The 25,140-nt window shown below is 61.5% G+C and carries 24 protein-coding genes; 12 read left to right on the forward strand and 12 right to left on the reverse strand.

Translation table 11 applies throughout. From position 1 onward, the window contains the following. Positions 1 to 66 precede the first annotated feature (66 nt). Positions 67 to 471 (forward strand): RidA family protein, encoded by a 405-nt coding sequence (locus GXY01S_RS09050; RefSeq protein WP_207207875.1) that lies wholly within the window; start codon positions 67 to 69, stop codon positions 469 to 471. Positions 472 to 567: 96 nt separating this feature from the next. Next, on the forward strand, positions 568 to 1,410 hold the full coding sequence (locus GXY01S_RS09055) for a bile acid:sodium symporter family protein (RefSeq protein ID WP_061274317.1): 843 nt from the start codon (positions 568 to 570) through the stop codon (positions 1,408 to 1,410). 57 nt (positions 1,411 to 1,467) lie between these two features. Here the strand turns inward: GXY01S_RS09055 and GXY01S_RS09060 are convergent, their stop codons facing one another. The 12 genes from GXY01S_RS09060 to GXY01S_RS09115 form a co-directional block, all read right to left on the reverse strand. Beyond that, on the reverse strand, positions 1,468 to 2,187 hold the full coding sequence (locus GXY01S_RS09060; RefSeq protein ID WP_061274319.1) for a GntR family transcriptional regulator: 720 nt from the start codon (positions 2,185 to 2,187) through the stop codon (positions 1,468 to 1,470). A 58-nt stretch (positions 2,188 to 2,245) separates the two neighbouring features. Then, positions 2,246 to 3,547, reverse strand: coding sequence for a M20 family metallopeptidase (locus tag GXY01S_RS09065; protein WP_061274321.1), 1,302 nt, complete (start codon positions 3,545 to 3,547; stop codon positions 2,246 to 2,248). Then, positions 3,544 to 4,830, reverse strand: a complete 1,287-nt coding sequence (locus GXY01S_RS09070) for a M20/M25/M40 family metallo-hydrolase (RefSeq protein WP_082770795.1) — start codon at positions 4,828 to 4,830, stop codon at positions 3,544 to 3,546. The genes GXY01S_RS09065 and GXY01S_RS09070 overlap by 4 nt, the downstream gene beginning before the upstream one ends. A 96-nt stretch (positions 4,831 to 4,926) precedes the next feature. Next, the gene (locus GXY01S_RS09075; protein ID WP_061274324.1) at positions 4,927 to 5,655 is read right to left on the reverse strand and encodes an amino acid ABC transporter ATP-binding protein; all 729 of its coding nucleotides are present in this window, start codon (positions 5,653 to 5,655) and stop codon (positions 4,927 to 4,929) included. After that, positions 5,652 to 8,522 (reverse strand): FAD-dependent oxidoreductase, encoded by a 2,871-nt coding sequence (locus tag GXY01S_RS09080; RefSeq protein WP_061274327.1) that lies wholly within the window; start codon positions 8,520 to 8,522, stop codon positions 5,652 to 5,654. The genes GXY01S_RS09075 and GXY01S_RS09080 overlap by 4 nt, the downstream gene beginning before the upstream one ends. A gap of 6 nt (positions 8,523 to 8,528) precedes the next feature. Beyond that, on the reverse strand, positions 8,529 to 9,269 hold the full coding sequence (locus GXY01S_RS09085) for an amino acid ABC transporter permease (RefSeq protein ID WP_061274329.1): 741 nt from the start codon (positions 9,267 to 9,269) through the stop codon (positions 8,529 to 8,531). A gap of 18 nt (positions 9,270 to 9,287) precedes the next feature. Continuing rightward, positions 9,288 to 10,145 (reverse strand): transporter substrate-binding domain-containing protein, encoded by an 858-nt coding sequence (locus tag GXY01S_RS09090; RefSeq protein ID WP_082770796.1) that lies wholly within the window; start codon positions 10,143 to 10,145, stop codon positions 9,288 to 9,290. Next, on the reverse strand, positions 10,142 to 11,029 hold the full coding sequence (dapA, locus tag GXY01S_RS09095) for a 4-hydroxy-tetrahydrodipicolinate synthase (RefSeq protein ID WP_061274331.1): 888 nt from the start codon (positions 11,027 to 11,029) through the stop codon (positions 10,142 to 10,144). The genes GXY01S_RS09090 and dapA overlap by 4 nt, the downstream gene beginning before the upstream one ends. A 94-nt stretch (positions 11,030 to 11,123) precedes the next feature. After that, entirely contained in the window at positions 11,124 to 11,855 is a 732-nt protein-coding gene (locus tag GXY01S_RS09100) for an amino acid ABC transporter ATP-binding protein (RefSeq protein WP_061274333.1), read from the reverse strand. Continuing rightward, complete coding sequence (locus GXY01S_RS09105) at positions 11,836 to 12,492, reverse strand: amino acid ABC transporter permease (RefSeq protein ID WP_061274335.1); 657 nt, start codon at positions 12,490 to 12,492, stop codon at positions 11,836 to 11,838. The genes GXY01S_RS09100 and GXY01S_RS09105 overlap by 20 nt, the downstream gene beginning before the upstream one ends. A 13-nt stretch (positions 12,493 to 12,505) precedes the next feature. Beyond that, complete coding sequence (locus GXY01S_RS09110; RefSeq protein ID WP_061274337.1) at positions 12,506 to 13,153, reverse strand: amino acid ABC transporter permease; 648 nt, start codon at positions 13,151 to 13,153, stop codon at positions 12,506 to 12,508. Continuing rightward, positions 13,150 to 13,971 carry a transporter substrate-binding domain-containing protein gene (locus tag GXY01S_RS09115; RefSeq protein WP_169797737.1) on the reverse strand — a complete coding sequence of 274 codons (822 nt, stop codon included), beginning with the start codon at positions 13,969 to 13,971 and terminating at the stop codon, positions 13,150 to 13,152. The genes GXY01S_RS09110 and GXY01S_RS09115 overlap by 4 nt, the downstream gene beginning before the upstream one ends. Before the next feature lie 161 nt (positions 13,972 to 14,132). Between GXY01S_RS09115 and GXY01S_RS09120 the strand changes: the two genes are divergently transcribed. From GXY01S_RS09120 to GXY01S_RS09165, 10 genes are all read left to right on the forward strand, one after another. Continuing rightward, on the forward strand, positions 14,133 to 14,399 hold the full coding sequence (locus GXY01S_RS09120; protein WP_255210401.1) for a (2Fe-2S)-binding protein: 267 nt from the start codon (positions 14,133 to 14,135) through the stop codon (positions 14,397 to 14,399). After that, positions 14,396 to 15,820 (forward strand): NAD(P)/FAD-dependent oxidoreductase, encoded by a 1,425-nt coding sequence (locus GXY01S_RS09125; RefSeq protein ID WP_082770799.1) that lies wholly within the window; start codon positions 14,396 to 14,398, stop codon positions 15,818 to 15,820. Before GXY01S_RS09120 ends, GXY01S_RS09125 begins: the two co-directional genes overlap by 4 nt. Continuing rightward, positions 15,817 to 16,971, forward strand: a complete 1,155-nt coding sequence (locus GXY01S_RS09130; RefSeq protein ID WP_174520938.1) for an NAD(P)/FAD-dependent oxidoreductase — start codon at positions 15,817 to 15,819, stop codon at positions 16,969 to 16,971. Before GXY01S_RS09125 ends, GXY01S_RS09130 begins: the two co-directional genes overlap by 4 nt. Continuing rightward, on the forward strand, positions 16,968 to 17,903 hold the full coding sequence (locus GXY01S_RS09135) for a dihydrodipicolinate synthase family protein (protein ID WP_061274341.1): 936 nt from the start codon (positions 16,968 to 16,970) through the stop codon (positions 17,901 to 17,903). Before GXY01S_RS09130 ends, GXY01S_RS09135 begins: the two co-directional genes overlap by 4 nt. Positions 17,904 to 17,953: 50 nt before the next feature. Beyond that, positions 17,954 to 19,339 (forward strand): dihydropyrimidinase, encoded by a 1,386-nt coding sequence (gene hydA / locus GXY01S_RS09140; RefSeq protein ID WP_061274343.1) that lies wholly within the window; start codon positions 17,954 to 17,956, stop codon positions 19,337 to 19,339. A gap of 580 nt (positions 19,340 to 19,919) precedes the next feature. Next, on the forward strand, positions 19,920 to 22,484 hold the full coding sequence (locus tag GXY01S_RS09145) for a TonB-dependent receptor plug domain-containing protein (protein WP_061274346.1): 2,565 nt from the start codon (positions 19,920 to 19,922) through the stop codon (positions 22,482 to 22,484). Between the two features lie 165 nt (positions 22,485 to 22,649). Further along, positions 22,650 to 23,465, forward strand: a complete 816-nt coding sequence (locus GXY01S_RS09150) for a transporter substrate-binding domain-containing protein (RefSeq protein WP_061274348.1) — start codon at positions 22,650 to 22,652, stop codon at positions 23,463 to 23,465. Between the two features lie 19 nt (positions 23,466 to 23,484). Further along, complete coding sequence (locus GXY01S_RS09155) at positions 23,485 to 24,159, forward strand: amino acid ABC transporter permease (RefSeq protein WP_061274350.1); 675 nt, start codon at positions 23,485 to 23,487, stop codon at positions 24,157 to 24,159. Then, a complete protein-coding gene (locus GXY01S_RS09160) occupies positions 24,159 to 24,845 on the forward strand; it encodes an amino acid ABC transporter permease (RefSeq protein WP_082770801.1) in 687 nt (228 codons plus the stop codon). Before GXY01S_RS09155 ends, GXY01S_RS09160 begins: the two co-directional genes overlap by 1 nt. After that, on the forward strand, positions 24,823 to 25,140 hold a 318-nt coding region (locus tag GXY01S_RS09165), incomplete at its 3' end, for an ATP-binding cassette domain-containing protein (RefSeq protein WP_156470303.1). The genes GXY01S_RS09160 and GXY01S_RS09165, both read left to right, overlap by 23 nt.

Consider the following 25,140-nt stretch of genomic DNA (forward strand, 5'->3'; position numbering starts at 1 on the left):
AGGACGAGGCCCCTGCCTTTATTGTACAAATAGTGTCATTGACTGAATATTAGGATGGATTCCCGTATGTCAGGTTCTGTTTTCCATCAGGTCGTGCAGCCAGAAGGCTGGCCCGCGCCCCGGGGTTATGCAAATGCCATTGTGGCCACGGGCCGCCTGCTGAGCATCGGGGGGCAGATTGGCATGACCCCGGCAGGCGAGATGCAGGAAGGGTTTGTCACGCAGTGCCAGCAGGCGCTGCGCAATATCGAGGCCTTGCTCAAAGCGGCCGATGCGCTGCCCGAGCATGTCGTGCGCATGACATGGTACGTGACCGACATCGCGACCTACACGGCTCAGCTCCGCCCGCTTGGGCAGGTCTATCGAACGGTCATGGGGCGGCATTACCCTGCAATGAGCCTTGTGCAGGTGGTCAGGCTGGTCGAACCGGCCGCGTTGGTGGAAATCGAGGCCACGGCGGTCATTCCATGAGGGCCGGGCACGGCATGGCGGCCTGAATCGTGTCCGTTTTACCGTGCCGTTTCCTGATTGCACGCGACTTTCCGGCCAGAAGTAAAGTCTTTGCCCATGCTTGATACGATCCTGTTCTGGTCCCTGTGGTGCATCATGTTCTGCATAGGCAGCAGTCTTCGTCCTGCTGATTTCCTGAGTGTCATACACGGGCATCGTTCGCTGCTTATCGGTATGGTCAGCCTGATCGTGATCGTGCCGTTGCTGGATATCGGCATTGCGTGCCTCTACCATCCTCCGCCGGCCATTCTGTTCGGGCTGGTTCTTCTGGCCACGACGCCAGGGGGCGTGCTGTCCAATGTATTGACCGATCTTGCCAAGGGCAATGTCGCGCTTTCTGTTTCCCTGAGTATCGGGGTGAGCGCGCTTTATGTGGTCATCGTGCCCTTTATCGTAACACTGGCGCAGACGATTATTTTCAGCCAGGCCATGCCCGTTTCAGTTTCTTCGCTCGGGTTGCTGGGTGATATCGTGCTGATTACCGTCCTGCCGGTTTCCTGCGGCATGCTGGTCGGCGGGTATCTGCCTGCCTCGTGCAAGCGCCTGCTCAATCCAGTCAAACTGGCCTGCACCGCAACATTACTGGTGCTTTATGCCGTGCTTCTGTATCACCAGCGTGCGGCCCTTCAGGCAGGTATCCGGCAGATCGCGTGGGCGGTGCTGGGCATGAACTGCGTCAACCCCCTCTGGGGGTGGCTGGTCTGCCGTCTTGGAAGGGTCTCGCATCGCGATACGGTGCCCATCGTCTTTGAGCATCTGATCCGTCAGGAGGGCACCGCGATATTCATTGCCGTGGCCCTGCTGCACCGCGAGGAATCCGCACTGCCCCTGATCATGAACAGCCTGTTCAGCATCATCATCGGTTCCGGCATCATGCGCTATTTCCGCAGCCGTGGATGAAGGGAGACCGGGGTGGTGCCCCCCAAAGCGCTTCTGGTGTCAGGGGCAGCGTCGTGCTTACTGCATGTGGGTGCGGGTCACGAAACTGTCCAGCACCGTTTTGCGTGCGGTCCGCAGGTGCCGTGTCATGGCTTTTGAGGCCAGCGCCCCGTCACGTGTCTCGAGCGCTGAAAGAATGCTTTCATGTTCGGCCCAGCCCGGCGCATTGCGTTCAGCCAGGCTCTGGCGCTCAAACATCTTGGTAAAGCGGCGCATGCCCTGAATGGTTTTGGCAATCAGGCCGTTCTCGCAATATTCCCCAATCGCGCCATGCAGGTTGTCATCAAAGACCCAGTGCTGCGCGGGCGAGAAGGTGTGCGACGGATCAATGCTCCGCAGTGAGCGCCGCAGTTCGGCCAGCCTCTCGGTGGGGATGTGCTCCGCCGCGATGTTGGCGGCGTAAGGTTCGACCAGCAGGCGGACCTCAAGGCTCTGGAGGTATTCATCAAGTGAGACATGCCGCACGGCCAGAAGGCGGGCATTATGCCGCACGACCAGGCCTTCGCCCTCCAGTCGGCCGATGGCTTCGCGCATGGGGGTGCGCGATACGCCCAGATCCTCCGCCATCCTGCGTTCCTGTATGATCGTGCCGCCGGGCAGTTTGCGGCTCAGGATCAGATCCAGCATGTGCTCGTAGGTTTCTTCGGTCAGGTTTCGGGGCTCGCCCCACGCCGTCACCGATTTCTCGGTGGAAGAGGGGGCTTTTTCCTCCTCGCCCTTCTTTACTGCTGTGCTCATGACTGGCCCCCATTTTACCTTGCGTGTTGCGCTCTTTGACAGGAATACCAAGACTTTTTTACGCGCACCATCCGCTTATTATGCCGGCCACTACATCAATGCAACGCAGGTAGTCCGCCAGGTCCACCCATTCATCCGTTTTCCCGTTCTGCGACAGGTCGCCGCATAGCGGGCCAAGGCCAATGGTTGGAATGCCATGCTGGACATTGGGCACCCGTATATCGCTCGATGTGTGCAGCACGTTGGCAAAGGCACGCTCTCCCGTCACGTTATGGATGACGGTATTGGCAATTTCAAACAGCGGGTCATCGGTGCGCACTTCCGCCGGGCTTACGCCTGATATCCAGGCAATCCGGGGGGGATGGGCCGCGAGGAACGCATCGGCAGCAGCGGCCTGGCTGATGCAGGCTTCCACTTCAGCCTGTACGCTTTCCAGCGTTTCGCCGGGCGGGAAGGACAGCGCGCAGCCAATCTCGCAGCTCTGGGCCACCCGATTGAAACGCTGCTGGTGGCTGGTGGCAATGGTGGAAACAAGCAGGTTGCTGGCCCGGCCGATGGCCGTGTCGAGGGCCGCGTGATGGACCCTCTCAGCCCGCTCCGCATCAAGCGCCTGCAACGCCGTGCACACAGACATGGCCTTTTCGATCGGGTTGACCGCCAGATGCGCGAAGGCGGTATGGCCCGGTTCCGTTGTGGGGGGCTGTTCGCCATCCACCGTGATGGTGAAGAGCAGTTGCCCCCCCGCGAAACTCTTGATCTCGCGCATGCCCGCACCGGATTCAGCAGGGTGCAGGTAAAGGGCGGCATCGCTCAGGCCGCCGTTCTGCATGACCGCGATCATGCCACGCGCATGGCGCTTGCTGGGCGTACTGGCCACGATCACGTCACCGTGGAGCGTAACCCCGCTTTTGACAATGCTGCGCACGCTTTCAACCATGGTTGCTACGCCAGCCAGGTCATCGGCTACCCCCCAGCCATAAACGCGCCCGGCCTCCACGCTGCCGGCAAAGGGATCGTGCCGCCAGCCGGTTGTATCGGTGCTGGGTTCGCTGTCGGGGTGGGCGAACATCATCAGGCTGCGGCCGCCGCCGGTCCCGGGCAGGCGGGCAATGATGGCGGTGCGCTCCTCATCGTGCAGGTTGGGGTATGCTGCGAATTCATCGCGCAGCGTGAGGTCGCGCGGCTGGTAGGTGACATGCTGCACGATACAGCCAAGGCGCTCGAGTTCCTGTGCCACATGTTGCTGCACAGCCTGTTCGCCTTCCTTGCCCAGGCGGATCAGCGCCTGCAGGAAAGCCAGCCGTTCATTGGCCTCCGGTGCAAGGGAGGGAGAAGAAGGATTTGACGTTGCTTGGATCATGCATGCACCAGTAGGTTGGAAAGGGCGAGCGCAACGACGCAGGTCGCCTTGCGCAGGTCTTCGAGTTGAACATGTTCATTCGCGCGGTGGCCGTTTGCGTCCTGCAATATGCGGGGCCCCGCGCCGTACAGTACGGTCGCGCAACCCGCGGCGCTGTACAGCCGTGCATCGGTAAACAGGGGCATGCCCAGGGCGGGTACGCGCTCGCCAAGCACCTCGGCCGTGGCATCCTGTATCGCGGCGACAAGCGGGGCCTGGCCAGGGCCGGGCCTGAGCGGTTCGGCCAGCAGGCAGCGCTCGACACGGCAGGTGACATGAGGCGAGCGGGCCGCAGCCTGCGCAATGATCTCGCGCAGGCGCGTTTCAACCGCCACCGGGTCTTCATCAGGCAGGATGCGGCGCTCAAGGCGGAAAGTGACATCTTCCGGCACCACATTGGCGGCAACACCGCCGCTGATCGTGCCGATGACAAGCGTTGGCGCATCAATGCCTTCAATGGCGCAAGGCTGCGTGGCCAGGCTGTCGCGCCAGTCATACAGCGCGTTCATGACCAGGCTTGCGGCATGCAGGGCATCGTGGCCGGTATGGGGCCAGGCGGAATGGGCGGCCTTGCCGGTCAGGGTTACGTCCAGTTGCAGGCTGCCATTATGGGCAATCATGACCGTGTAGGTAAAACCGGCACTGATGACGTATTCCGGCTTTGTCAGGCCGGTTTCAAGCAGCCATCCCGGCCCGAGATGGCCACCGCTTTCCTCATCATAGGTGAAGTGCAGTTCCACCTGTCCGTTCAGCGCCGCGCCACTTTCGATCAGGGCGCGCAGTGCAAAGGCATAGGTGGCGAAGTCCGCCTTTGATACTGCCGCCCCCCGTCCGTACAGCGCGCCATCGACAATATCAGCGCCGTATGGCGGGTGTTTCCATCCCGCACCGGGCGGCACGACGTCGCCATGGGCGTTCAGGGCTATGGTGGGGCCGGTGCCATCGCCAAAACGGTGGCGTATGATCAGGTTGGTAACGCTGAGCATGCCGTGGTCGCGGACCAGTTCAGCCGGTACGGGGTGGCGCTCAACCGTAAAGCCCAGGTCTTCAAGCAGGCGGGCGGCAACGGTTGCATGCGGCGCACAGTCACCGGGCGGATTGTCGGAGGGCACGCGCACCAGTTCCTGCAGGAAAGGGATCTGCAACGGCACATGGTCGCGTGCCACCAGCTTTTCCACCGTGGCGGCCAGGGCGGCGGCGGGCGTGCCGCCACCTTCTGCGCGGGGTGTCATATCAGTTGACATGGTCTGCTCCTGCCGGTGCCGCCTGTGCGATGACGGGCAACACGGGAAAATACATCAGGGTCATCGGGCACGCCCGAGGCCGTTATTCGAACGTCATCAATGTGACAGGATGCGCTTGAGAAAAGTGCCTGCGCGATCGCTGCAGCGTCCATCAAAAAAGTCGGCTGCGGGGAGATCATCAACGAATTCGCCCCTGTCCATGAAGATCACGCGGTTGGCAACCTGGCGCGCAAAACCCATTTCATGGGTCACGCACATCATGGTCATGCCTGCCTGTGCGAGTTCGGTCATGACGGCCAGCACCTCGGCCACCATCTCCGGGTCGAGGGCGGAGGTCGGTTCATCGAACAGGATCGCCACCGGGTCGATCGCAAGCGCGCGGGCAATGGCCACGCGCTGCTGTTGCCCGCCTGACAGGGCGACCGGGTATTTCGCGGCATGATCGGCCAGCCCTACGCGTTGCAGCAGCAGCATGGCGCGTTCGTGTGCTTCTGCCTTGTTGCGGTGCAGAACCACGCGCTGCGCGATCATCACGTTCTGGAGCACCGTCAGGTGCTGGAACAGTTCAAAGCCCTGAAACACCATGCCAATGCGGCGGCGTAGGTCAGGCAGGTGGGTGGCGGGGTCGTGCAGCCGGGTGCCGTCAACGGTGATCTGGCCGGAATCAAAGGTTTCCAGGCCGTTTACGCATTTGATCAGCGTTGACTTGCCCGAACCCGACGGGCCGCAGATCACCACGATCTCGCCTTTGTTGATTGTGGCGGAGCAGTTGTTGAGAACCTGAAATGTTCCATAATGCTTGCATACTGAGTCAAAAACGATCATGGCGGGCTCTTCCGGAAACGGGCGACCGAGAACGTGTCGATTTCATGGTGAACGGGGGCGCCAAGGATCAGATCGGCGGTGATCTGCCCCATGATGGGCCCCAATGTGAAGCCGTTGGAGGTAACCGCGTTGAAAAAACCGGGACAGGCGGCATCAGCTCCCAGAATGGGCGCGCCATCTATATCGATATTCATTGCGGCCCAACTGCGCACGATATGTACCCCGCGCAGCGCGGGAATGACATGCTGGGCAATCCATGTATTGCCTTCCAGGCTTTCGCGCAGGGGGCGTGGGCGGTGATGGACCGGGTCAAGCCCGGCGCTCCAGCCGCCGCCAATCAGCACGGAGCCGTTGGCGGCCTGTTTGAGTGTAAGGTGCCGTCCGGCATGGGCGACAAGACAGCGCACCAGCGGCGCCACCGGCTCGGTCACGATCATCTGTAGTGGTGCGCCATGCACCGGCAGGTCCAGCCCCACCATGGCCGCCACGCGGGTGGCAAAGGCACCGGCGGCGTTGACAACCACGGGCGCCGACCAGGTTCCTGCCTGGCTGCTGAGCGTAAAGCCGCCACCGGCCTGGCGCGTGATGGCGCTGACGGCCGCATGGGGCACGATCTGCGCGCCAGCCCTGCGGGCGGCGACAAGCAGGGCCTGCGTGGCCGCAAGGGGGTTGATCTTGCCTTCCTGCGGGCACCATGCCCCCCCAAGGAAACCGGGCGCGATGGCCGGTTCATGCGCGCGGATGGCGGCTTCATCCAGGATCTCGCAGGTAATGCCCTGCGCGCGCTCGATGGCAACCTTGCCGCGCAGGCGCTCGAGTTCGTGCTCGGTTTCCGCTAGCATGATGCCACCGGTCACCTTCATCTCGATGTCCCGGTCAAGTTCCTCCTGCAGGCGGCCCCACAGGTCGATGGATGCGCGTTGTAGCGGCAGGGTTCGCGCAGCAGGCGAGAGGCCCTGTTCGTTTGAGCGGTAATCAAATGACAGGAGCTGGGCATGCAGGCTGCCTGCATTGCCGCCCGAGGCCCCTGCACCGGGCTGCCCGCGTTCAAGCACCGTGACCTTGCGGCCAGCGCGGGCAAGGAACAGCGCCGTCGCCGCGCCGACAACCCCGCCACCGATCACCACCACATCCGCGCTCCGGGTGTTGCCGCATTGGCGGGCAGGCGGTGCGGCAGGCGGCAGGACGGAGCGTTTGTGGCCGTGCCATTCATGTTTTTCCCGCGCCAGGGCGGCCAGCGGTATGGGGCGTAGCGGCATCTGCGGGGCGGGGAAGTCGGCTTCGCTGGCCAGATGCCCGAGCAGGTGCCCGACGGCTGCGCCACAGAACCGGCCCTGGCATCTGCCCATGCCGGCCCGGGTCACACGCTTCAGGGTGGGGATGTCGGTGATCCCGTCCTCACGCGCACGTTTGCGCAGCATGCCCAGGCTGAGTGCCTCGCAGCGGCAGATGATCGTCTCATCGCTCACGCTGGCATCAGGCAGCCGGTCGGCATGGAGGGCATAGAGCGTCCACAGGGCCGACTGGAATGCGCGCGCGTCCTGTAGCTGGCGCCGGGCCGCGCGCGCGGGGCGCGTGGGGTAGCCCAGCAGGCCAAGAATGGCCTGGGCGGCCAGCGCGCCCTGCGCCTGCGCCACCATTGCCCCGCCAAAGCCGCCCGCTTCCCCCACCACGAACACATCCGCAAGGCTGGTGCGGCCCACATCGTCCCGTTCCACTTCCAGATGGGGCACGGGGGTTGCGACATAACGGTGGGCGCAGCCAAGCAGGCGCGCCAGTTCATTGGCAGGCACAAAACCATCGCCAATGCAGATGGTATCGGCCTCGATACGGCGTTCCCGGCCGCTGGAGTCGGCTACGACGGCGGCTTTTACCCGCTGGTCGCCTTCCACCCGCACCAGGCGGCTGTTCCACAGCATGGGCACGCGGTGGCGGCGCAGCGTGGCAATCTGGCGCAGGCCACTCAGGGCAAGGCCAGGTTCAGCCATGCCCAGCCTGCCCGATGCCGCAAGGCTCCGCCACGGCGGGGCTGCCCCTTCCACCAGCGCAGCCGGGGGGCTGCCTCCGCGCAGCAGTTCACGCGCGACCTGCAGGTTAAGCGGGCCGTTGCCCGTTACCACCACCCGCTTGCCCGGCATGCTGCCATAGGCCCGCAGCAGGGTCTGGCATGCGCCTGTCGTCATGACGCCGGGCAGGTTCCAGCCGGGCACGGGCAGGGGTGATTCCTGCGCACCCGTGGCCACGAGGAGCACGCGCGGCCTGACGTAAAGAGCCGTGCCATTGTGCACCAGCCCGACCACAAGGCTGTTTTCACTTTCGCGAAAGGCTCCCCAGACCAGCGTGTCGTGCAACAGGCGCGCGCCCGCTTCCCGCGCCGCAGCAATCGCCCGCGCACCGCGACGGGCCTGCTGGTCGGCTGTAACTCCGCTGGTGGCGGGCTGCTTGAAAAACTGCCCCCCCGGCAGGTGCCGCTCGTCGGTTACGATAACGGAGGCCCCCGCAAGGGCAAGGTCGCGTGCGGCAACAAGCCCGGCCGGGCCCGCGCCCACGATCAGCACGGCGCAGCGGATTTCTTCAATCGTATCGGGCGGGGTGGCGAGGGGGCTGCATGCCTGCGGATTGGCCAGAAGGGGCTGACGGCTGATGGCCATTCCCTCCGTCGCCGCAGTCATGCAGCCGCGCTGGGCGGTGCGGCCATCAATGTGCAGCAGGCAGTCATGGCAGGCGCCAATGCCGCATAGCGGGCCACGCGGGGAGCCATCGCGCGCCGTATTGTGGATGATCTGCCCCGCGGCAATCAGGGCCGCAGTCACGCTCTGGCCGGGGCGGGCCGTAATGGCGCGGCCTTCAAAGGTAAAGTGGATCATGGCGTGTTACCGCGCATCCTGCCCGATATCGGGCAGGGCCTGCGCATTTGCGGGTGCGTTGGCGCGGCTGCTGGTCGGGCGGGCATAGGGTTTGTTGACATAGTGCTCAAGACGGCGCTGCACCATATCCCATGCCGAGGTCATGGCCAGGTAATACAGGGCGGAGACAGAAAATAGTTCCAGTACCATGAAGTGCTCCTGCACCAGAAGCTGGGTCCGGCGCAGCAGTTCTTCCATCGAGATGACGGAGGTGACGGATGTTGTCTTGAGCAGTCCGTTGACCGAGTTGCCCAGTGGCGGCACGATGATGCGCATGGCCTGCGGGAATGTGATGCGCCAGGCGATCTGGCGTTCCTCGAAACCCAGCGCGCGTGCGGCGGCAATCTGCCCCGGCGGCACGGCGTTCAGCCCCGCGCGAATGATTTCAGCAAGATAGGCGGCCTCGTTCAGGCTCAGCCCGATCAGCGAACAGGTGACGACATCGAGCCGGATGCCGAATTTGGGCAGGCCGGTATAGATGACGATCAGTTGCACCAGAAGCGGCGTGCCCCGAAAGAACCAGACATAGAACCGTGCCGGAAGGGACACGATTTGATGTCGCGAACGCTTCATCAGCGCAAGCGCGCCACCAAGGACGAAGCCCGCGCATATGGAAAAAGCCGTGAGCCAGAGGGTGGTGACCGCACCTTCGAAGATGTACCGGTTGGTCAGGTAGATGAAAAAACCGTGCCAGTTCCAAATCTGCATGTTCTGTTTTCCGTGCGGTCAGGGATTGGCGTCGCCCGTTTCTGGACCATAAACGGTTATGGGCCCCGGTAGCGCGATAACGTCGTGGGCCTGGAAAAGGCGGTTCAGGCTGCCATCTTCGCGCATGTCGTTCATGACCTGCGCAATGCGCAGGGCCAGTTGCCGGTCGCGTACCGCCAGGGCAACCGGCGTGGGGAAAAGATGCATGAGGCCGATGCGCAGCGTGGCGTCATCAGCAAAGCGATGGGCCACGACGTCAATCGAAACCACGGCATCGACCTGTCCCGCGCGGAGTGCCACAAAGGCAATGGCGAAATTGTCAAAGGCATGGATCTGCAGCCCGGCCAGCCCCCTGGCGTGCAGCGTGCGGTCTATCTGGCGCGCGCGCTGCTCTTCAAAGCCGCCCATTTCCACGCCCACCGACATGCCCGCGAGGTCCTCGATCGCATGCACGGGTTTGTCCATGTTGGCGCGCAGGGTAATGCTGATGGCCTGCTGCTCGTACGGGATGAGTTCCATCATCTGGCTGCGCTCATGGGTGTAGAACATGCCCGTATCGATCATGTCCCAGCGCTGTTCCATCAACCCCAGGATCAGGGCCGCGAAGGATGATGGAATGATATGCGCCTTCAGGCATAGCCTGCTGGCAATCTCATGCCCGAGTTCAATGCGCATGCCATGCAGTTTGCCATCCACGCTGACATATTGCAGCGGAGGCAGGGACGGATTGGTCGCCATTGTAAGGGTGCCCGGCGTGGACAGGTTGGCGATGGGCACGCAGGGGGTAGCGGCCCGGGGCGCACGCGCACCCCAGGCCATGCCCATCACCGCCACGCAGGCGCAGAGCAGGAAACGGCTGCCAGCGTGTCTGGTCATGCCGGGCTGTAGGACAGCGACAGTTCGGCCACCAGTCGAGCGGCAAGGCGCTCATCTGCGGGGGGCAGCGGCAGGCGCGGGGGGCGGGGGCCGCCAACGTCAAGGCCCATGTGCCGCAGCAGCGCCTTGCTGCCGGCCACATAGCCGCCTCCACCAACAAAGCGGATGATCGGCACGAACTGGTTATAGATCTCACGCGCCTTGCCAACATCGCGGAAGTTCTCGCACAGATCATAGATCTGGCTCATTTCACGCGGCACGACATTGGAGGCCACGGCCACCCAGCCCACGGCCCCTTCGAGGAAGCTTTCAAACCCCATGATCCCGCCGAACACGTCCAGCCGGTCGCCACACAGGCGGATGATGTCGCGCACGCGCGTTACATCCATCGTGGATTCCTTGATCATGGTGCAGTTGTCGATTTCCGACAGGCGCGCCACGAGGGGAGGCAGCATGTCCACGTTCGCGGTGGCAGGGTTATTGTAAAGCATGATCGGGATGTTGATCGATTCCGCCACGCGGCGATAATGCATGAACAGTTCATCATCGGTCGGGGTGGAATAGAAGGGGGGGATAATCATCACGCCATCTGCCCCCATGGCTTCCGCCTCGCGGCTGTAGCGGATGACGTCGAGCGTATTTTCCGCACCCGTGCCGATCAGCACCGGCACGCGCCCGGCAGCCTGCTCCACCACGGTACGGGCGACGAGATGGCGTTCCTCGTCGGTCAGGGACAGGAACTCGCCGGTGGAACCCAGCGGAACAAGGCCGCGAATGCCGTTTTCGATCTGCCAGTCCACAAAGCGCCGCAGGGTGGGGAGGTCTATCTGCTGGTCCTGATCAAACGGCGTGATCATGACGGTGTAGGTTCCACGGAAAGACATAGTGTCGTGTGTCCTGAATATATTAATATTCCATTGGTATACCACTGCCATGTGGATTTTGAAAAGCCCTATTCGCTGCAGGGTCGAAACAATATCACGCCTTGACGTCATGCCGCATGAAGCGTGTCACGGCCTCGTTGGCATCGGCCGCGTGCGGGCCACAGGCCATGGCCGCAACGCGTCCGGCTTCCATCAGCACGATTCGGTCCGATACGGCGGCCACCGCCTCCATGTTGTGGGAGACCTGAATGATGGTCGTGCCCCGTGCAGCCAGATGGCGGTACAGGTCCAGCACGATGCCAAGTCGGCCCGGGTCGAGCGCGGAGGTCGGTTCATCAAGCAGCAGGGTGCGTGGGCGGAGCATGAGGGCGCGGGCAATGGCGACGCGCTGCTTCTGTCCGCCTGAAAGGCGGGTGGGGCGCCTGTCTCCGATTCCCTCAAGGTCGAGCGTCCTGAGCAGCGAGAGGGCCTCGTCGCGGGCTTCCATGCGGTTGCGGCCCTGCGCTTTTACGGGTGCAAGCATGAGGTTGGCCAGCACGCTCATGTGGTCAAACAGGCCGAAATGCTGAAAGACCATGGCCATGCCCGCGCGTATGCGCCGCAGGCTTTCGGGGTCGTTCGCGTCGAGTGCGTGGCCTTCTACGGTGATGCGGCCGGAGGAGACCGGCATCAGCCCGATCGCCGCCCGCAGCGTGGTGCTTTTGCCCGAGCCGGAGGGGCCGATCAGGCTGACGATCTCGCCACGCTCGATCGACAGGCTTGTGCCGCGCAGGATGTCTGTCCCGCCATGGCTTGCGACAACATGTTCAAGTTGCAGATGCGGCAAGTTTCTTCTCCATTTTGCGGCTCAGCGTGGTGAGGGGAAAGGAGACGAGGAAATACAGGCATAGTACCAGCACGAAGATGCGATAGGTGGGCAGGCCCCGATTGGTTAGGATGATGCCGGCCTGATTGAGTTCGATGACGCCGATCTGCGATGCCAGCGCCGTATCCTTGACGAACAGGACCAGATACCCCAGCACCGGTGGCACGATGCCGGGCAGGGCGGCAGGCAGGATCACATGCCTCAATATGGTGCCGCGGCGCAGGTTTGTGGTCTCGGCGGCCTCGATCTGCGTGGTATCCACGTTGCACAGCCCATTATAGACGATCTGCGAAATGTAGGCCCCGCCGATCAGGCTGATCGCAGCCAGGGCGACAAGCGGGGGCGAGATGTCGATTCCCGCCATGCCTGTTGCAAAAAATACGCCATAAAGCACGATAAGGAAGGGAATGCGCCGCACCAGCCCCACATAAAGCATGACCAGCAGCCGCAGGGGGCGCAGCAGGGCATGCGTGGAAAAGCGCAGCAGGGCCAGCGCGGTGCCGATCGCAGTGCCCGTTACCGCCCCTGCGACAGACAGGGTTATCGTCATGGCCAGTGCCCGCAGGATGAGTGTAGCGTCGTAATGGCTGAAGGACATTCCCATTCTCCCTTCAGGCCAGTCGCCACAGGCGCGCAAATACGACAGCCGCCACGAGCGAGAGCACGACATACAGGACCGCCACGACCGAAATGACCTCGATGGAGCGGAAAGTGAGGGCAATGATGTTGTAGGCCCGTCCGGTCAGTTCCTCCACGCCGAAGATCGACGCCATGGAACTGCCCAGCAGCATGAGCAGAAAATGGTTTTCCAGCCCCCGCGTGGCGCGCGTGAGTGCGCGCGGCAGGATGATGTGGCGGTAGGTATGTCGCCACCCCAGCCCCAGCGTCGCGGCGGCTTCATGGTACAGGACGGGGGTTGAGGCGATCTCTGTCCCCACGATGTCAGCCATGTAGGCCCCGGCGTTGAGTGTCATGCCCAGAAGCACCGATAGGAAAGGCGAGAAGGTGAGGCCCAGCAGGGGCAGGCAGTAGAAGATGGCGAAGATCTGCGAAAGCTGCGGCGTATTGGTAAAAAATATCACATAACCTGCAGCAGCTTTCCGCAGCGGGTTGGCGGCCTCGCGCCGGGCGATGGCAATGGCGATTGCCAGCGCCAGGCCGCCTGCAAACGCCATGACCGTGAGCATGACCGTCTCGGCGGCGCCGCCGAGCAGGTAGGGCAACTGCCGCCATACAGGCTGGTAGTGAAGCCCCGTCATGGTGCGCTCCCGGCAGGCAGGGGCGCCATGGGTGTGCCGAACCACTTCTCGTAAGTATTTTCCATGGCGTGGGTGCGGTGCATCGTTGCGATGGCCTGGTTCAGGCGCGCGAGCAGCGGCGCGTTATCCTGCGCCAGTCCCACGCAGTCATAATCCACCGGCACGCCCGCCAGATGGGTCACGTGCCAGTGGGTGGCGGGGTAGGCCGCGAGGTAATGCGTGACATATTCACTGACATCGATCATCGCATCCGCCCGCCCCTGCGCGAGCGCGCGGATGACATCGGGGTAGCCATCAAGCAGCAGCGCCTGTGGGGCATGGGTTGCGACGAAGGGCACGGCCGATGAGCCGCGCGCTTCCACCAGTCGCATGTCAGGCCGGTCAAGGGCCGCGAGGCTGTCAGGGTGGCCCGTGCCGGGGGTGAGGATGCTGAAGGCCTCGGTATAGAGCGGGGCGGAGAAGGCAATGACGCGTGCGCGCTCGGGGCTGCGCGTCATGCCGCCCAGAATGATGTCGACCTTGTTGGCCATGAGGTAGGGGATGCGCCCGGCGGACGTGACCGGCACCAGATTGGCCCGCACGCCCAGCGCGCCGGCCAGTTGGGTGGCAATGTCGATGTCAAAGCCTTCGAGCGCGTTGGTGCGCCCGTACTGGCCGAGCGGGGGCAGGCCGGGATTGATCCCGACGTTGAGGGTGCCCGAAGCGATGATGCGCCCGAGGTCGCGCGCGCCAGCCTGCGTGCTGGTGGCGCAGGCCGCTGCCAGCCACGCTGCCATAACCATGAGGCCTGCGCCCTGCGTGATGAATCTGCCTCTCACGATATGGATTCTCCCCCTCATCTGCCCTGCGCGCCAATTTTTTGTTGTCACGGTTAATGTTGGGATCGTAAAACGATATACAGAAGGTATACAACCGTTCACTCATGGGAATACAACCTTCCCATGCCGGTCGGGGCTTTGAGGCGGAGAATGGGAAAATCTTGACGCAGACAGTAATCTTTACGTTCAACAGCAGGCCCTTCACGGGGTATCGGGGCGAGATCCTGGCCGCCGCGCTGAGACGTGGCGGTATTGTCGCGCTGGGTGTCTCGGCTGTTGATGGCACCCCGCGCGGGGCTTTCTGCCTCATGGGGTCGTGCCAGGAATGTCTCGTGCTGGTGGGGGGCGTGCCGCGCAATGCCTGCCGTGCGGTGGTGGATGACGGGCTGTGTGTCACGTCCATTGCGCCGCTTGGGGGTGGCTCATGACCCGCAGGCCCGATGTGGTCGTGGCGGGTGGCGGCGTGGCGGGCGTCATGGCCGCCATTACGGCGCGACGGCATGGGCTGGCGGTAACGCTGGTGGATGACAATGCCACGCCCGGTGGGCAGGTCTTCCGTGAGCCTTCGGCCTTTGCCCGCACCGTTACGCCGCCCGATCATGAGCGGCGCGAGGGTGACAGGCTGCGTGAACTGCTGCGGCGCTCGGGTGTGAGGGTCCTTTCGGGCTGGGGCATCTGGTCGGTGCAACCGGGATACCGGCTTGACCTGAGCAATGATTTTGCCGTGCAGGTGCTCGAGGCGGGATCTCTCGTGGCCGCGACTGGTGCGGTTGAGCGGTTCTTCCCTTTCGCGGGGTGGACGGATCCGGCGGTGATGGGCCTGGCCGGTGCCAGCCTGCTGATGCGTGCCGGTGGCGTGCTGCCGGGCCGGCGCACCCTTGTGGCGGGCGCGGGGCCGCTTCTGTTTTCCGTTGCGCATCAGGTGCTTGATGCAGGTGGCGAAGTCGTGGCCATTGTCGATACCGCCACGCGCACGCAGTGGGCGGCGCGTGCGGCCACCCTCGCCCTTGATCCTGCCCGGCTGAAAACGGGCGTGGCGTGGATGGCACGGCTGGCGCGGGCGGGCATTCCCGTTCTTGGCGGCGCGGTCATCCGGCAGGCCCGGCGGGGGGAGGATGATCTGGATGTTACCATCGGCTCCGTCCGCGGGGGGGCTCCGGTGCGTTCGGTCAGGTGTGATGCCATTGCATGCGGTTACGGGCTCAAGCCTTCCCTGGGCCTTACGCGCATGCTCAAGGCGCGGCATGTCTTTGATGAAGCGGCAGGCTACTGGCATCCGCATGCCGACCCGTTCGGGCGCACGGACGTGGCGGGGCTGTATGTAACGGGCGATGGCGCTGGCGTGCGCGGCGCACAGATGGCCCGCCTGCGCGGTATCCTGACGGGGCACGGGCTGGCCTTTGACCATGGCCGCATCGATGCCGCCACGCTGGCGCATCTGGCCCGGCCGCTCCTGCGGGCCATGCGCCGCCTGGAGGTCGTCTCGCGCGCCATGACCAGCCTCATGAATCCCAGGCCCGCCATCATGAAGGAGGCCGAGATGCATGCCCCGGATACGCTGATGTGCCGTTGTGAGCGCGTCAGTATCGCCGCCGGAGGGCAGGCGATACGCGATGGCGCGGGCGACATGAACCAGTTCAAGGCCTGGACACGCTGCGGCATGGGGCCGTGCCAAGGGCGCATGTGTGAGGATTCGGCCCGCCAGCTTCTGGCCCGGCACACGGCGCGGGCACCGACCGAGGTGGGGGCCTTCACGCAGCGCCTGCCCCTGCGACCCGTGCCCGTAAGGGCGCTGAGCGGAAACTTCGCCTATGCGGACATCGTGCTGCCGCAGGCGGCGCCGCCATGAGCGCCGTGATGTCGCGCCCGGCGGTAATGGATGTCGCGGTCCTTGGGGCTGGTGTCATGGGGAGCACCGCGGCACTGTTCCTTGCCCGACAGGGGCGCAGGGTGGCGCTGATCGACCGCAAGGCCATCTTCCGCGAGGCTTCGGGGGTCAATGCTGGCACCCTGACCCTCAATATGACGCGCGCCGCCCTTGTGCCGCATGCCCTGAAGGGGCGTGAAATGTGGCTGGAGGCGCGCAGCTGGCTTGGGCGCGACGTGGGCGCGGTGGCGACGCCGGGCCTCTCGCTGGCCTTTACCGAGGCGGAATGCGCCCTGCTGGAGGAGCGTGCGGCGGCGCGGCGTGAAATGGGTGCCCCCATTTCCGTGGTGGGAGCCGCGCGTGCGCTTGAGGTCGAGCCCGGCCTGAACACGACGGTGCGGGCTGCTGCCTACTGCCCGCTTGATGGCTTCATCCCGGCTTATGGCGTGGGGCGGGGCTATTGTCTTGCATTGTGCGAAGCCGGTGTCGAGATCATGGAGAACAGCGCGGTTGATGGCATCGCGCGCGCCGGTGGACATTATGAAATCGTGTCGGCAGGGCAGGTGATTGCACGGGCGCGTTCCATCGTGCTGGCGGGCGGGGCCTGGCTCGAGCGCATGATGGCATGGCTGGGCCTGCGCATGCGGGTGAAATGCCTCGTCAACCAGCTGGTGGTGACCGAACGCCTGCCGCCGGTCATGGGCAGTGTCGTCAGCATTGCCAATGGCCTGCTGTCGCTCAAGCAGTTCGTGAACGGCACGGTGGTGATGGGCGGCGGCTGGCAGGGGCGGGGTCATGTCGATACCGGGGAAACCAGCGTCATTCCCGCCAACCTGGTGGGAAATGTCCGGCTGGCCAGTTTTACCATTCCCCGGCTGTCGGAGGCGCGTATTGCCCGCATATGGCTGGGTTTTGAATCGGAAACCGATGATGCCATGCCCGCCATAGGCCCCATTCCGGGCTGGGAGAACGCGTTTGTCATCGGCTGTGTCCATTCCGGTTTCACCAGCGGGCCTTACATGGGGCGCCTCCTGGCACAGGCCATGGATGGGCAGGCCGTTGACCTCAAGGCGTTCGACCCGGCGCGGCTGCTTCTTTCCCTCCCTTCGGCACATAAGGGCTTTTGTTCATGATACCGGTTGGCTCGCATCCTTTTCGTGGCGTCTATGCTGCCACCCTGCTCCCGTTTACGGCGGAGGGCGCGATTGATCGCCCGTTGCTGGCCCGGCATTTTGCCGATTGCGCCGGGGTGCCGGGTATCGTGGGCGTATTGTGCAACGGGCATGCTGGCGAGAATTTTCGCCTCAGCCGTGTCGAGAAGCGGGAGGTGGTGGCGACAGCGGCCGAAACCATTGGCGCAACCAGCCTGATTGTCAGTGGCATCGTGGCGGAAACGGTAAACGAGGCGGTGGAGCAGGCGCAGGATGCCCGCGATGCGGGGGCGGATGCGCTGCTGGTCTTTCCCGCCTTTTCATGGGCGGGCACGCAGGATGCCGATGTGATCGTGGCCCTGCACGCGGCCATAGCCGCCGCGACGGATATGCCGATCATGCTGTATCTGGCCCCCGTGGCAGGGGGGCTCGCCTATGCGCCCGACCTGCTGGCGCGGCTGTTGCAGGTAAGAGGGGTGGTTGGCATCAAGGAAGGCAGTTGGGAGACCAATGCCTATGACCGCAACCGCAGGCTTGTCGCACGCCTTGCGCCGCAGGTGGAGGTCATGGCCTCAGGTGATGAACATCTGCTGCCATGTTTTGCCATAGGCTCCACCGGCAGTCTGGTCAGCCTCGCCGCCATCATTCCGCGCGCGATCGTTGCGCTGAAGGCCGCCGTAGACTGCGGCGACCTGGTGCAGGCCCGTACGCTGCACGACGACATCCAGCCACTGGCAAACCTGATTTATGGTAACGTGCCTGCCAGCCGTGCTACCGCGCGCCTCAAGGCCTGCATGGTGGCGCTGGGGCACTGGCCCTCGGCGGTGACCCGCGTGGCGGCGGAAGCCTTGTCCCCGGCGGAGACGCAGGTCCTGATACAGGCGTTGGGTCCGGCGGCCCGACTGGATAGCTGAACGACAAGACCGGCACATCAATCGGTTCATAAACTCAAGGCAGGCAAGACATGACATACGACATTGTAATCCGGGGCGGCACGATTGTTACGGCAACTGACACGGTTGTGGGAGATGTCGGCATCAACGGACGACATGTTGCCGCCATTGGCCAGAAGCTGGAGGGCAGGCAGGTCATTGATGCCGCCGGCCTTCTGGTCATGCCGGGCGGGGTGGATGGTCATTGCCATATCGAACAGGACGAAGCCGACGGCACGGTGCATGAGGACACGTTCGATACCGCAAGCGCTTCGGCGCTGGCAGGGGGCACCACCAGTGTCGTGTGTTTTTCCAACCAGTTGCCCGGCAGGCCGCTCGTGGAGCAGTTCGAATATTATCAGGCGAAGGGGCGCCGCTCGCGTATTGACTATGCCATCCATCAGATCGTGACCCGCGCTGATGAGGAAACCCTTGAAACCGGCATTCCCCGCGTGGTTGAACTGGGCGCCGCCGGATTGAAGATATTTATGACCTATGATGATTTTCATCTGGGTGATGGCGATATTCTCAAGGTCCTGAGTGCGGCGAAGCGGGCGAATACGCTGGTTTCGGTGCATTGCGAAAATTATGAAGCGATTGCCTTCCTTATCAGGCAGTACCTGGAACGGGGCGAGACCGCGCCCTATTTCCACGCGCTGTCGCGCCCGCCCGTGGTCGAGCGCGAGGCCACCTATCGCGCGACCTGCCTTGCTGAACTGATACAGCAGAAGTTGCAGGTCTTTCATGTTTCGTGCCCGGAGGTGGCGCATGAAATCGCACGTGGCAAGGCGCGTGGCGTGCCGGTCATGGCGGAAACCTGCCCGCAGTATTTTGTTCTCAAGAGCGAGGACATGAACCGCGAAGGCTTTGAGGGCGCACGCTACATGTGCAGCCCGCCCCCGCGCACGCCCGCCGATTCACTGGGGTTGTGGGAATGCGTGCGCCAGGGGGTGATTGACGTTATTTCATCCGATCACTGTGGGTACAGTTATGACGGACCGCGCGGCAAGTCGCGGCATGGGCGTGATGCGCCTTTCTCGGTCGTGCCCAATGGCATACCCGGCCTCGCAACGCGCCTGCCCCTGATTTATGATGAAGGCGTGAACAAGGGGCAGATCACCCTCAACCAGTTTGTCGCGCTGGTTGCGACCAATCCGGCCCGCCGGTATGGGCTGTATCCGCGCAAGGGGTCGATCGCGCCCGGTTTCGACGCGGATATCGTATTGTGGGATCCGCGCAGGTCCGTAACGATTACAAACAGCATGCTGCATCATGCCATTGACTATACCCCCTATGAGGGACGGAGCGTGACAGGCTGGCCGGTCATGACTCTTTCAAAAGGGAAAGTTCTGATGCAGGACAACGTTATTATGGACGGTGCGCCGGAAGGCGAATTTCTTAACCCCAGGGCACTCTGAGCGTGCCGGGAAGCCTGATCATGGGCCGTTCGCGGCTCATGACGTCAGGATCCTGTTATTTGTGACCTGTTTGTCATTATTGATATTCTGGATGGAAGGGTTTTGAAATAACAACAGATGGCCATGTTTCCGGTTGATGCATATTGATGTGGCGCGGGGCTGGGGAAGGGTCGCTGGCAGCCTGTGCAAAGATGCAACAGACATAAACATTCATATTGAATCAACTATATTCTTGTTGGACAAAAAAACTATTATAAAAAAGCGTTTTGTAGTTGTTGCATTTTTGACATAGTGCCTAAGACAGATAAAAAATCGTTTTTTGTTTGTTGACAGTTATATCTTATGCCTAATATATAAAAGTGCCTCTCAAAAACAGGCGCCAGGCAACAAATGTATCGGATTTCGCGATAGACTCTCTGTCATGCAGTTTGTTTCGAACTCGAAACAGATGTCTCGGGCTGGTCCGGTTTTGGCATTGCATCGTTTCAGAATCTTCGCGGGGTCCGGTTTTTCTGAAAAGGTGGTGTTTCATGCCAAGTAATATGTCCCATTCCCAGGTGGTAAGGAGCATAGTAAATCAATGCCAATAAAGCGAGCTCTTCTGACTGTTACTATTCTGGCAACGTCTTTTGGCGGTGAGCAGGCCTATGCTCAGGTGGCGGCTGATGCTTCTGCTCCCGGAGTAGAAAAACGGCATGCAGCCACGACTGCGCGGGCCCCGGTTGCCACGCGGGGGTCTTCGGCCCACGCCACGCTCAACGCGCACGCTGATGCGCATCCGGCTGGCGTCAATGCTTCGTCTGATTCGGCAGAAGCCATGATCGTTACCGGCACCCATGCGTTCAACCGGCGCGCGCGGGATTCGACGGCGCCCATTTCAATCGTTTCGTCCGCGCAGCTTCGCCGCACGGGCCAGATGAACCTTGCCGATGCGATTACGCGCATGGATCCCTCCATCACCATGCAGGCTGTTGGTGGTGACGCGGGCGCGCTGACATCGTCCATTCGCATGCGTGGCCTCAACCCGAACGAAGTGCTGGTCCTTGTTGATGGCAAGCGCCGCCACACCACGGCCAACATCTATGCCGATACCGGGCCTCAGCAGGGTGCAACACCTGTTGACCTGAACATGATCCCGGCCAACGCCATCGATCATATCGAAATCCTGCGTGATGGCGCAGCGGCCATGTATGGCTCGGACGCAATCGCGGGCGTGGTCAACATCATCCTCAAAAAGACTGATCACGGCCTTAACCTGAGCGGTCAGACCGGGGCGAATGCCTATAATGGCGATGGCTGGGGCTACCAGTTCAATGCGGATGGCGGCCTCAAAATCGGTCAGGATGGCTATCTGCACATCAGCGGGCAGATGTACCATACCGATCATATGGTGCCCAAGTCGGTGGATTTCCGTTCGCAGCCGGGCATGCTTGGGTATACGGCAGGGGTGAATTTCCCCTCTGATTCCAACAAGATCATCAGCACGCCGGAAGAAACGCGTGAAAACCTGAGCCTTGAGTTTGGTGGCACACTGGCCAAGGGCATCAAGGGCTACGGGCTGATCACCTATGCGCACCGTCATTCGGAGTCCTATGAGAACTACCGTCTGCCCACCGTGCTGCCCCAGCTTGCGCCAAACGGTTTCTCGCCGCTCGAGACCATGAACGAGAATGACTTCTCGGCCATGCTGGGCCTGAAGGGGGATAATTTCTTCGGCTTCAACTGGGATCTGAGCACGACTTACGGCGAAGACATGGACCAGATCTATAACAAGAACACGGTCAATGTTAACCTGTATAACGCAACCGGTTATACGCCGCAGACCGTCCGGGCTGAATCCTATACCATGGCCCAGTGGACGAATAACGCCGATTTCAGGCGTCGTTTCAAAATTGCGGATGTCGTGCCGATGACGCTCGCCTTCGGCGCCGAGCATCGTCTTGAAATGTATCATCTGCAGGCAGGTGAGCCGGCCTCGTACGTGCAGGGTGGCACGCAGGCATTCGCAGGCATGATCCCGCAGAGTGCGGGCACATGGGATCGTGATATCTGGGCGGGCTACGTGGATGGCGACTTCCATATCCTGCCCAAGTGGGACCTCGATTTCGCGGGCCGTTTCGAGCATTATACCGATACCGGCAATACTGAAAACGGCAAGGTATCAACGCGGTATGACTTTACCAGGCGTGTGGCGATCCGTGGCACGATCAGCAACGGGTTCCGTGCGCCGACCCTGGCGGAAGAACACTACAGCCAGGTCAACGTAGGCCCCACCAGCGCTGCAGGGCTTCTGGCTTCCTCCAGCTCGGCAGCGCAGGCTCTTGGTGCAAACCGCCTCAAGCCGGAGCGTTCGACCAGTGCTGAAGCCGGTATCCTTCTTGAGCCGGTTGACGGGTTCCACCTGAGCGCGGATGTCTACCAGATCAATATCCGTGACCGCATTGCAGGCGGTGGCACGGTCAATGGCCAGGAAGCGCACGACGCCATTCTTGCCACGGGTGCCACGATTGCGCCGGGTGTGTTGCTGGACAATACCACGGCGTATTACTTTGCCAACGTGGGTTCGACCCGTACGCAGGGTGTCGATCTGTCAGGTGACTATACGTTCCATACCCACCGTTATGGTAATCTTGCCCTTACGGCTGCGATCAACCTCAATCGCACCCGCATGAATCATATCAATACCAATGCGCTTGGCCTGCCCGATCTGAACCAGCAGACAGCCAGCTACCTGACGAACGGTTCACCGCGCAGCAAGATCATCCTGAACGCCTACTGGACCTACAAGAACTGGGACGTCAATATTCGCGAAACGCGTTATGGTGAAGTCGTATCGATGATGAGCTACGAGGACCAGACGCCCGGCAGTTCCATCTGCGCGGCTGACGGCAAGGCACTGCGGTATTCCGTATCGTGCTTCAGCCAGTTCAAGAACCCGCCCATGTGGCTGACGGACATCGAGATCGGCTATCGCGTGACCCCGCACCTGCATGTGGCGGTGGGCGCCAATAACGTCTTCAACGAACGGCCCCGCAAGCTGCCTGCCGACCTGAGCTACGTCGGTGCGAACATGTATGACATCCGTGCGGCGACCATCCCCATCATGGGTGGCTATTACTATGGCCGCGTCAACATGAACTTCTGATACCTTTCGTAGCAGGTATCCCTTCTGCTCCCCCTCCTGGTGTGATGTTTCCATTGCGCCGGGAGGGCTGTAAACGGAACTGAAATACTTCCCCGGCAGGACCGTGCATTTATAATTGGCCTGTCCGGGCGTGCCCTGTTCTTTCCCGGCGTAAGGATGATATTGATGCTTGGCATTATGGTGCGGCTGGCCTGTCTTGTCGGTATCATGTTTGTGGCGCTGCCTGCCGGCCCTGCCTGGGCGCGCTCGCTTGACGAGATTCTGCACGCTGGCACGATCCGCGTTGGCATCAACCCCACCCTGCCACCGCTGGCCCTGTTTGATGAAAAGAATGAACTGGTTGGCTTTGATGTGGACCTGGCACAGGAAGTGGCCAGTAAACTGGGCGTAAAACTGGAGATCGTGCAGGTCAGCGCACCTGATCGGGTACCTTTTGTGGCCTCGGGCCGGGTGGATGTGGTGCTGGGGGGCATGACGCGCGATACATTGCGCGCCAAGGTGATTGATTTCAGCGTCCCGATCAATTCAGAAAACTATGGTATTATTACGAGGGAAGATAAGTCTTTCTCAAAACTGTCTGACCTTGATAATGATAATATAACGCTTGTGCAGGTTCGGGGCGGGGCGGTTATTTCGTTCATACAAAAAAATCTGCCTAAGGCGCATCTTATACTTCTTGATAATTATAATGATCGCGATCGGGCCCTGGCGCAGGGGCGGGGGGATGCATCCTTTGATCGTATCGATTCCATGGAATATCGGCTGAAGATATTTCCGGCCATCAAATGGAAGATCATTCCATCGCCGGAATTCGGCGTTACATATTCAGGGTTTGGCATGGAAAAAGGTAACTATTCCCTGCGTGACTGGCTGAATATCGCTCTTTATGAACTCCACACCTCGGGCATGATCGAGACATTGTGGGAAAAGTGGTTCCTCAGACCCATGGATACCAAAGTGCCTGTTACGCCGTATTTCTAAAGCACAGGAGCGTCTGGTCATGTCCTATACGGTGCAGTTTTCGCAGGTTACCCCCTATATGGGCTATCTTGCTGGCGGGGCCTGCCTGAGTCTGCAGATGGCCGCCATCTCTTTTTTTGCAGGGGGCACGGTGGGCCTTGCCTGCGCCTCGGTGCTCGAATACGGGCCTGCATGGGCCCGTTGGCCTGTAAAGGCTTATGTTGTATTTTTTCTCAATACACCGCTTCTGGTGCAGATATTCTTTTTTTATTTTGCCTTGCCTGATGTCGGTATCATGCTTGGCTCGGAACAGGCGGTCCTCGTCGGCATGTCCCTTAACGCGGGATCTTACTTGACCGAAATCATGCGGACCGGTTTCAGGGTGCTCCGCCGGTCCGAACTTGAAGCTGCCGAAACTCTGGGTTTTACCCGCCTGCAAACAATCCGCCATGTCATCTGGCCGCATATCTGCAAGGTGCTGTTCCTGCCTTTGTCCAATCAGTATATTATCCTGACATTAACAACATCGATAGCAGCTATATTTGGCGTGGAAGAATTGACGGGTCGCGCCTATAACGTGAATTCCCAGACGTTTCGCTCTCTGGAAGTATTTTTAATCGCGGCTTTATATTATGTCGGTCTGACCTTTGTGGCCAGCATAATGCTTCATATGGTTGGCTATCATGTTTTCGGCATCAGGCGGAAGGTATTCTGATGCGTGAATTCATGGATGAAGTATCAAGGTTTCTGAGCTATTATGATCTGATTTTCATAGGGCGCGCATTCCTTTATACCGCGCTGCTTTCTCTTGTCGGGTCATGTTGCGGTTTTGTGGTGGGGTGCGGGCTGGCCATCGTGCGTATCCGCCGCCTTGTTCCCTTTGCCCCCCTGCGCTGGCTAGCTACGGCCTATGTCGAGATATTCCGGCGTATTCCGTTTCTTGTGAAGCTGATGCTGGTGCTTTTTACTTTCCAGTTCATGGGGGTGGATGTGCCGATGTTTGTCATCGCGGCCATTACGGTTGCATTGGCCGCATCCGCCTTTTGTGCCGAAAACATTCGGGCCGGGCTGGAATCGATCCACGTCACCCAGTGGGAAGCAGCCGAGGCCCTGAATATGGGTGGCTTTTCAATCCTGTGGCGGGTTGTCCTGCCGCAGGCGTGGCGGGTGATCATTCCCCCTTCCATGACCTATTCCGTCGGGCTGGTCAAAAGCACGGCCATTGCATCGCAACTGGGCGTTCCGGAACTGACTTATGCCGCCAAAGTGCTGAATCAACGCGGTTTTTCGGTCGTCCTGTGTTTTGGCACGATCCTTGTTCTTTATTTCATCCTGTGCTGGCCCCTTACCCTGCTCGCCGCATATCTGGAGAAAAGACTTGCCCCACCTGGCCATAGATAATCTGAGCGCTGATTATGGTTCAGCCCAGGTGCTGAAAGATGTCTCGCTCAGTGTGGAGCGTGGCGAGATCCTGTCCATCATCGGGCCATCAGGTTCGGGCAAGAGTACCCTGCTGCGGGTTCTGATCGGGCTGCTCAGGCCAAAAGCCGGCCAGGTCGCGGTGGCGGGGCAAGGGGTTGATTACGGGTCATCTGCCGCGCTGCGCCGGTTACGTGAGCGTTTTGCCATTGTCTTTCAGCAATATAACCTGTTCCAGAATATGACAGTGCTGAAGAATGTCACGATCGTGCCTGTT

Origin of the sequence: Komagataeibacter xylinus NBRC 15237 (genome assembly GCF_001571345.1) — a bacterium.
Classification (GTDB): Bacteria; Pseudomonadota; Alphaproteobacteria; order Acetobacterales; family Acetobacteraceae; genus Komagataeibacter; species Komagataeibacter xylinus.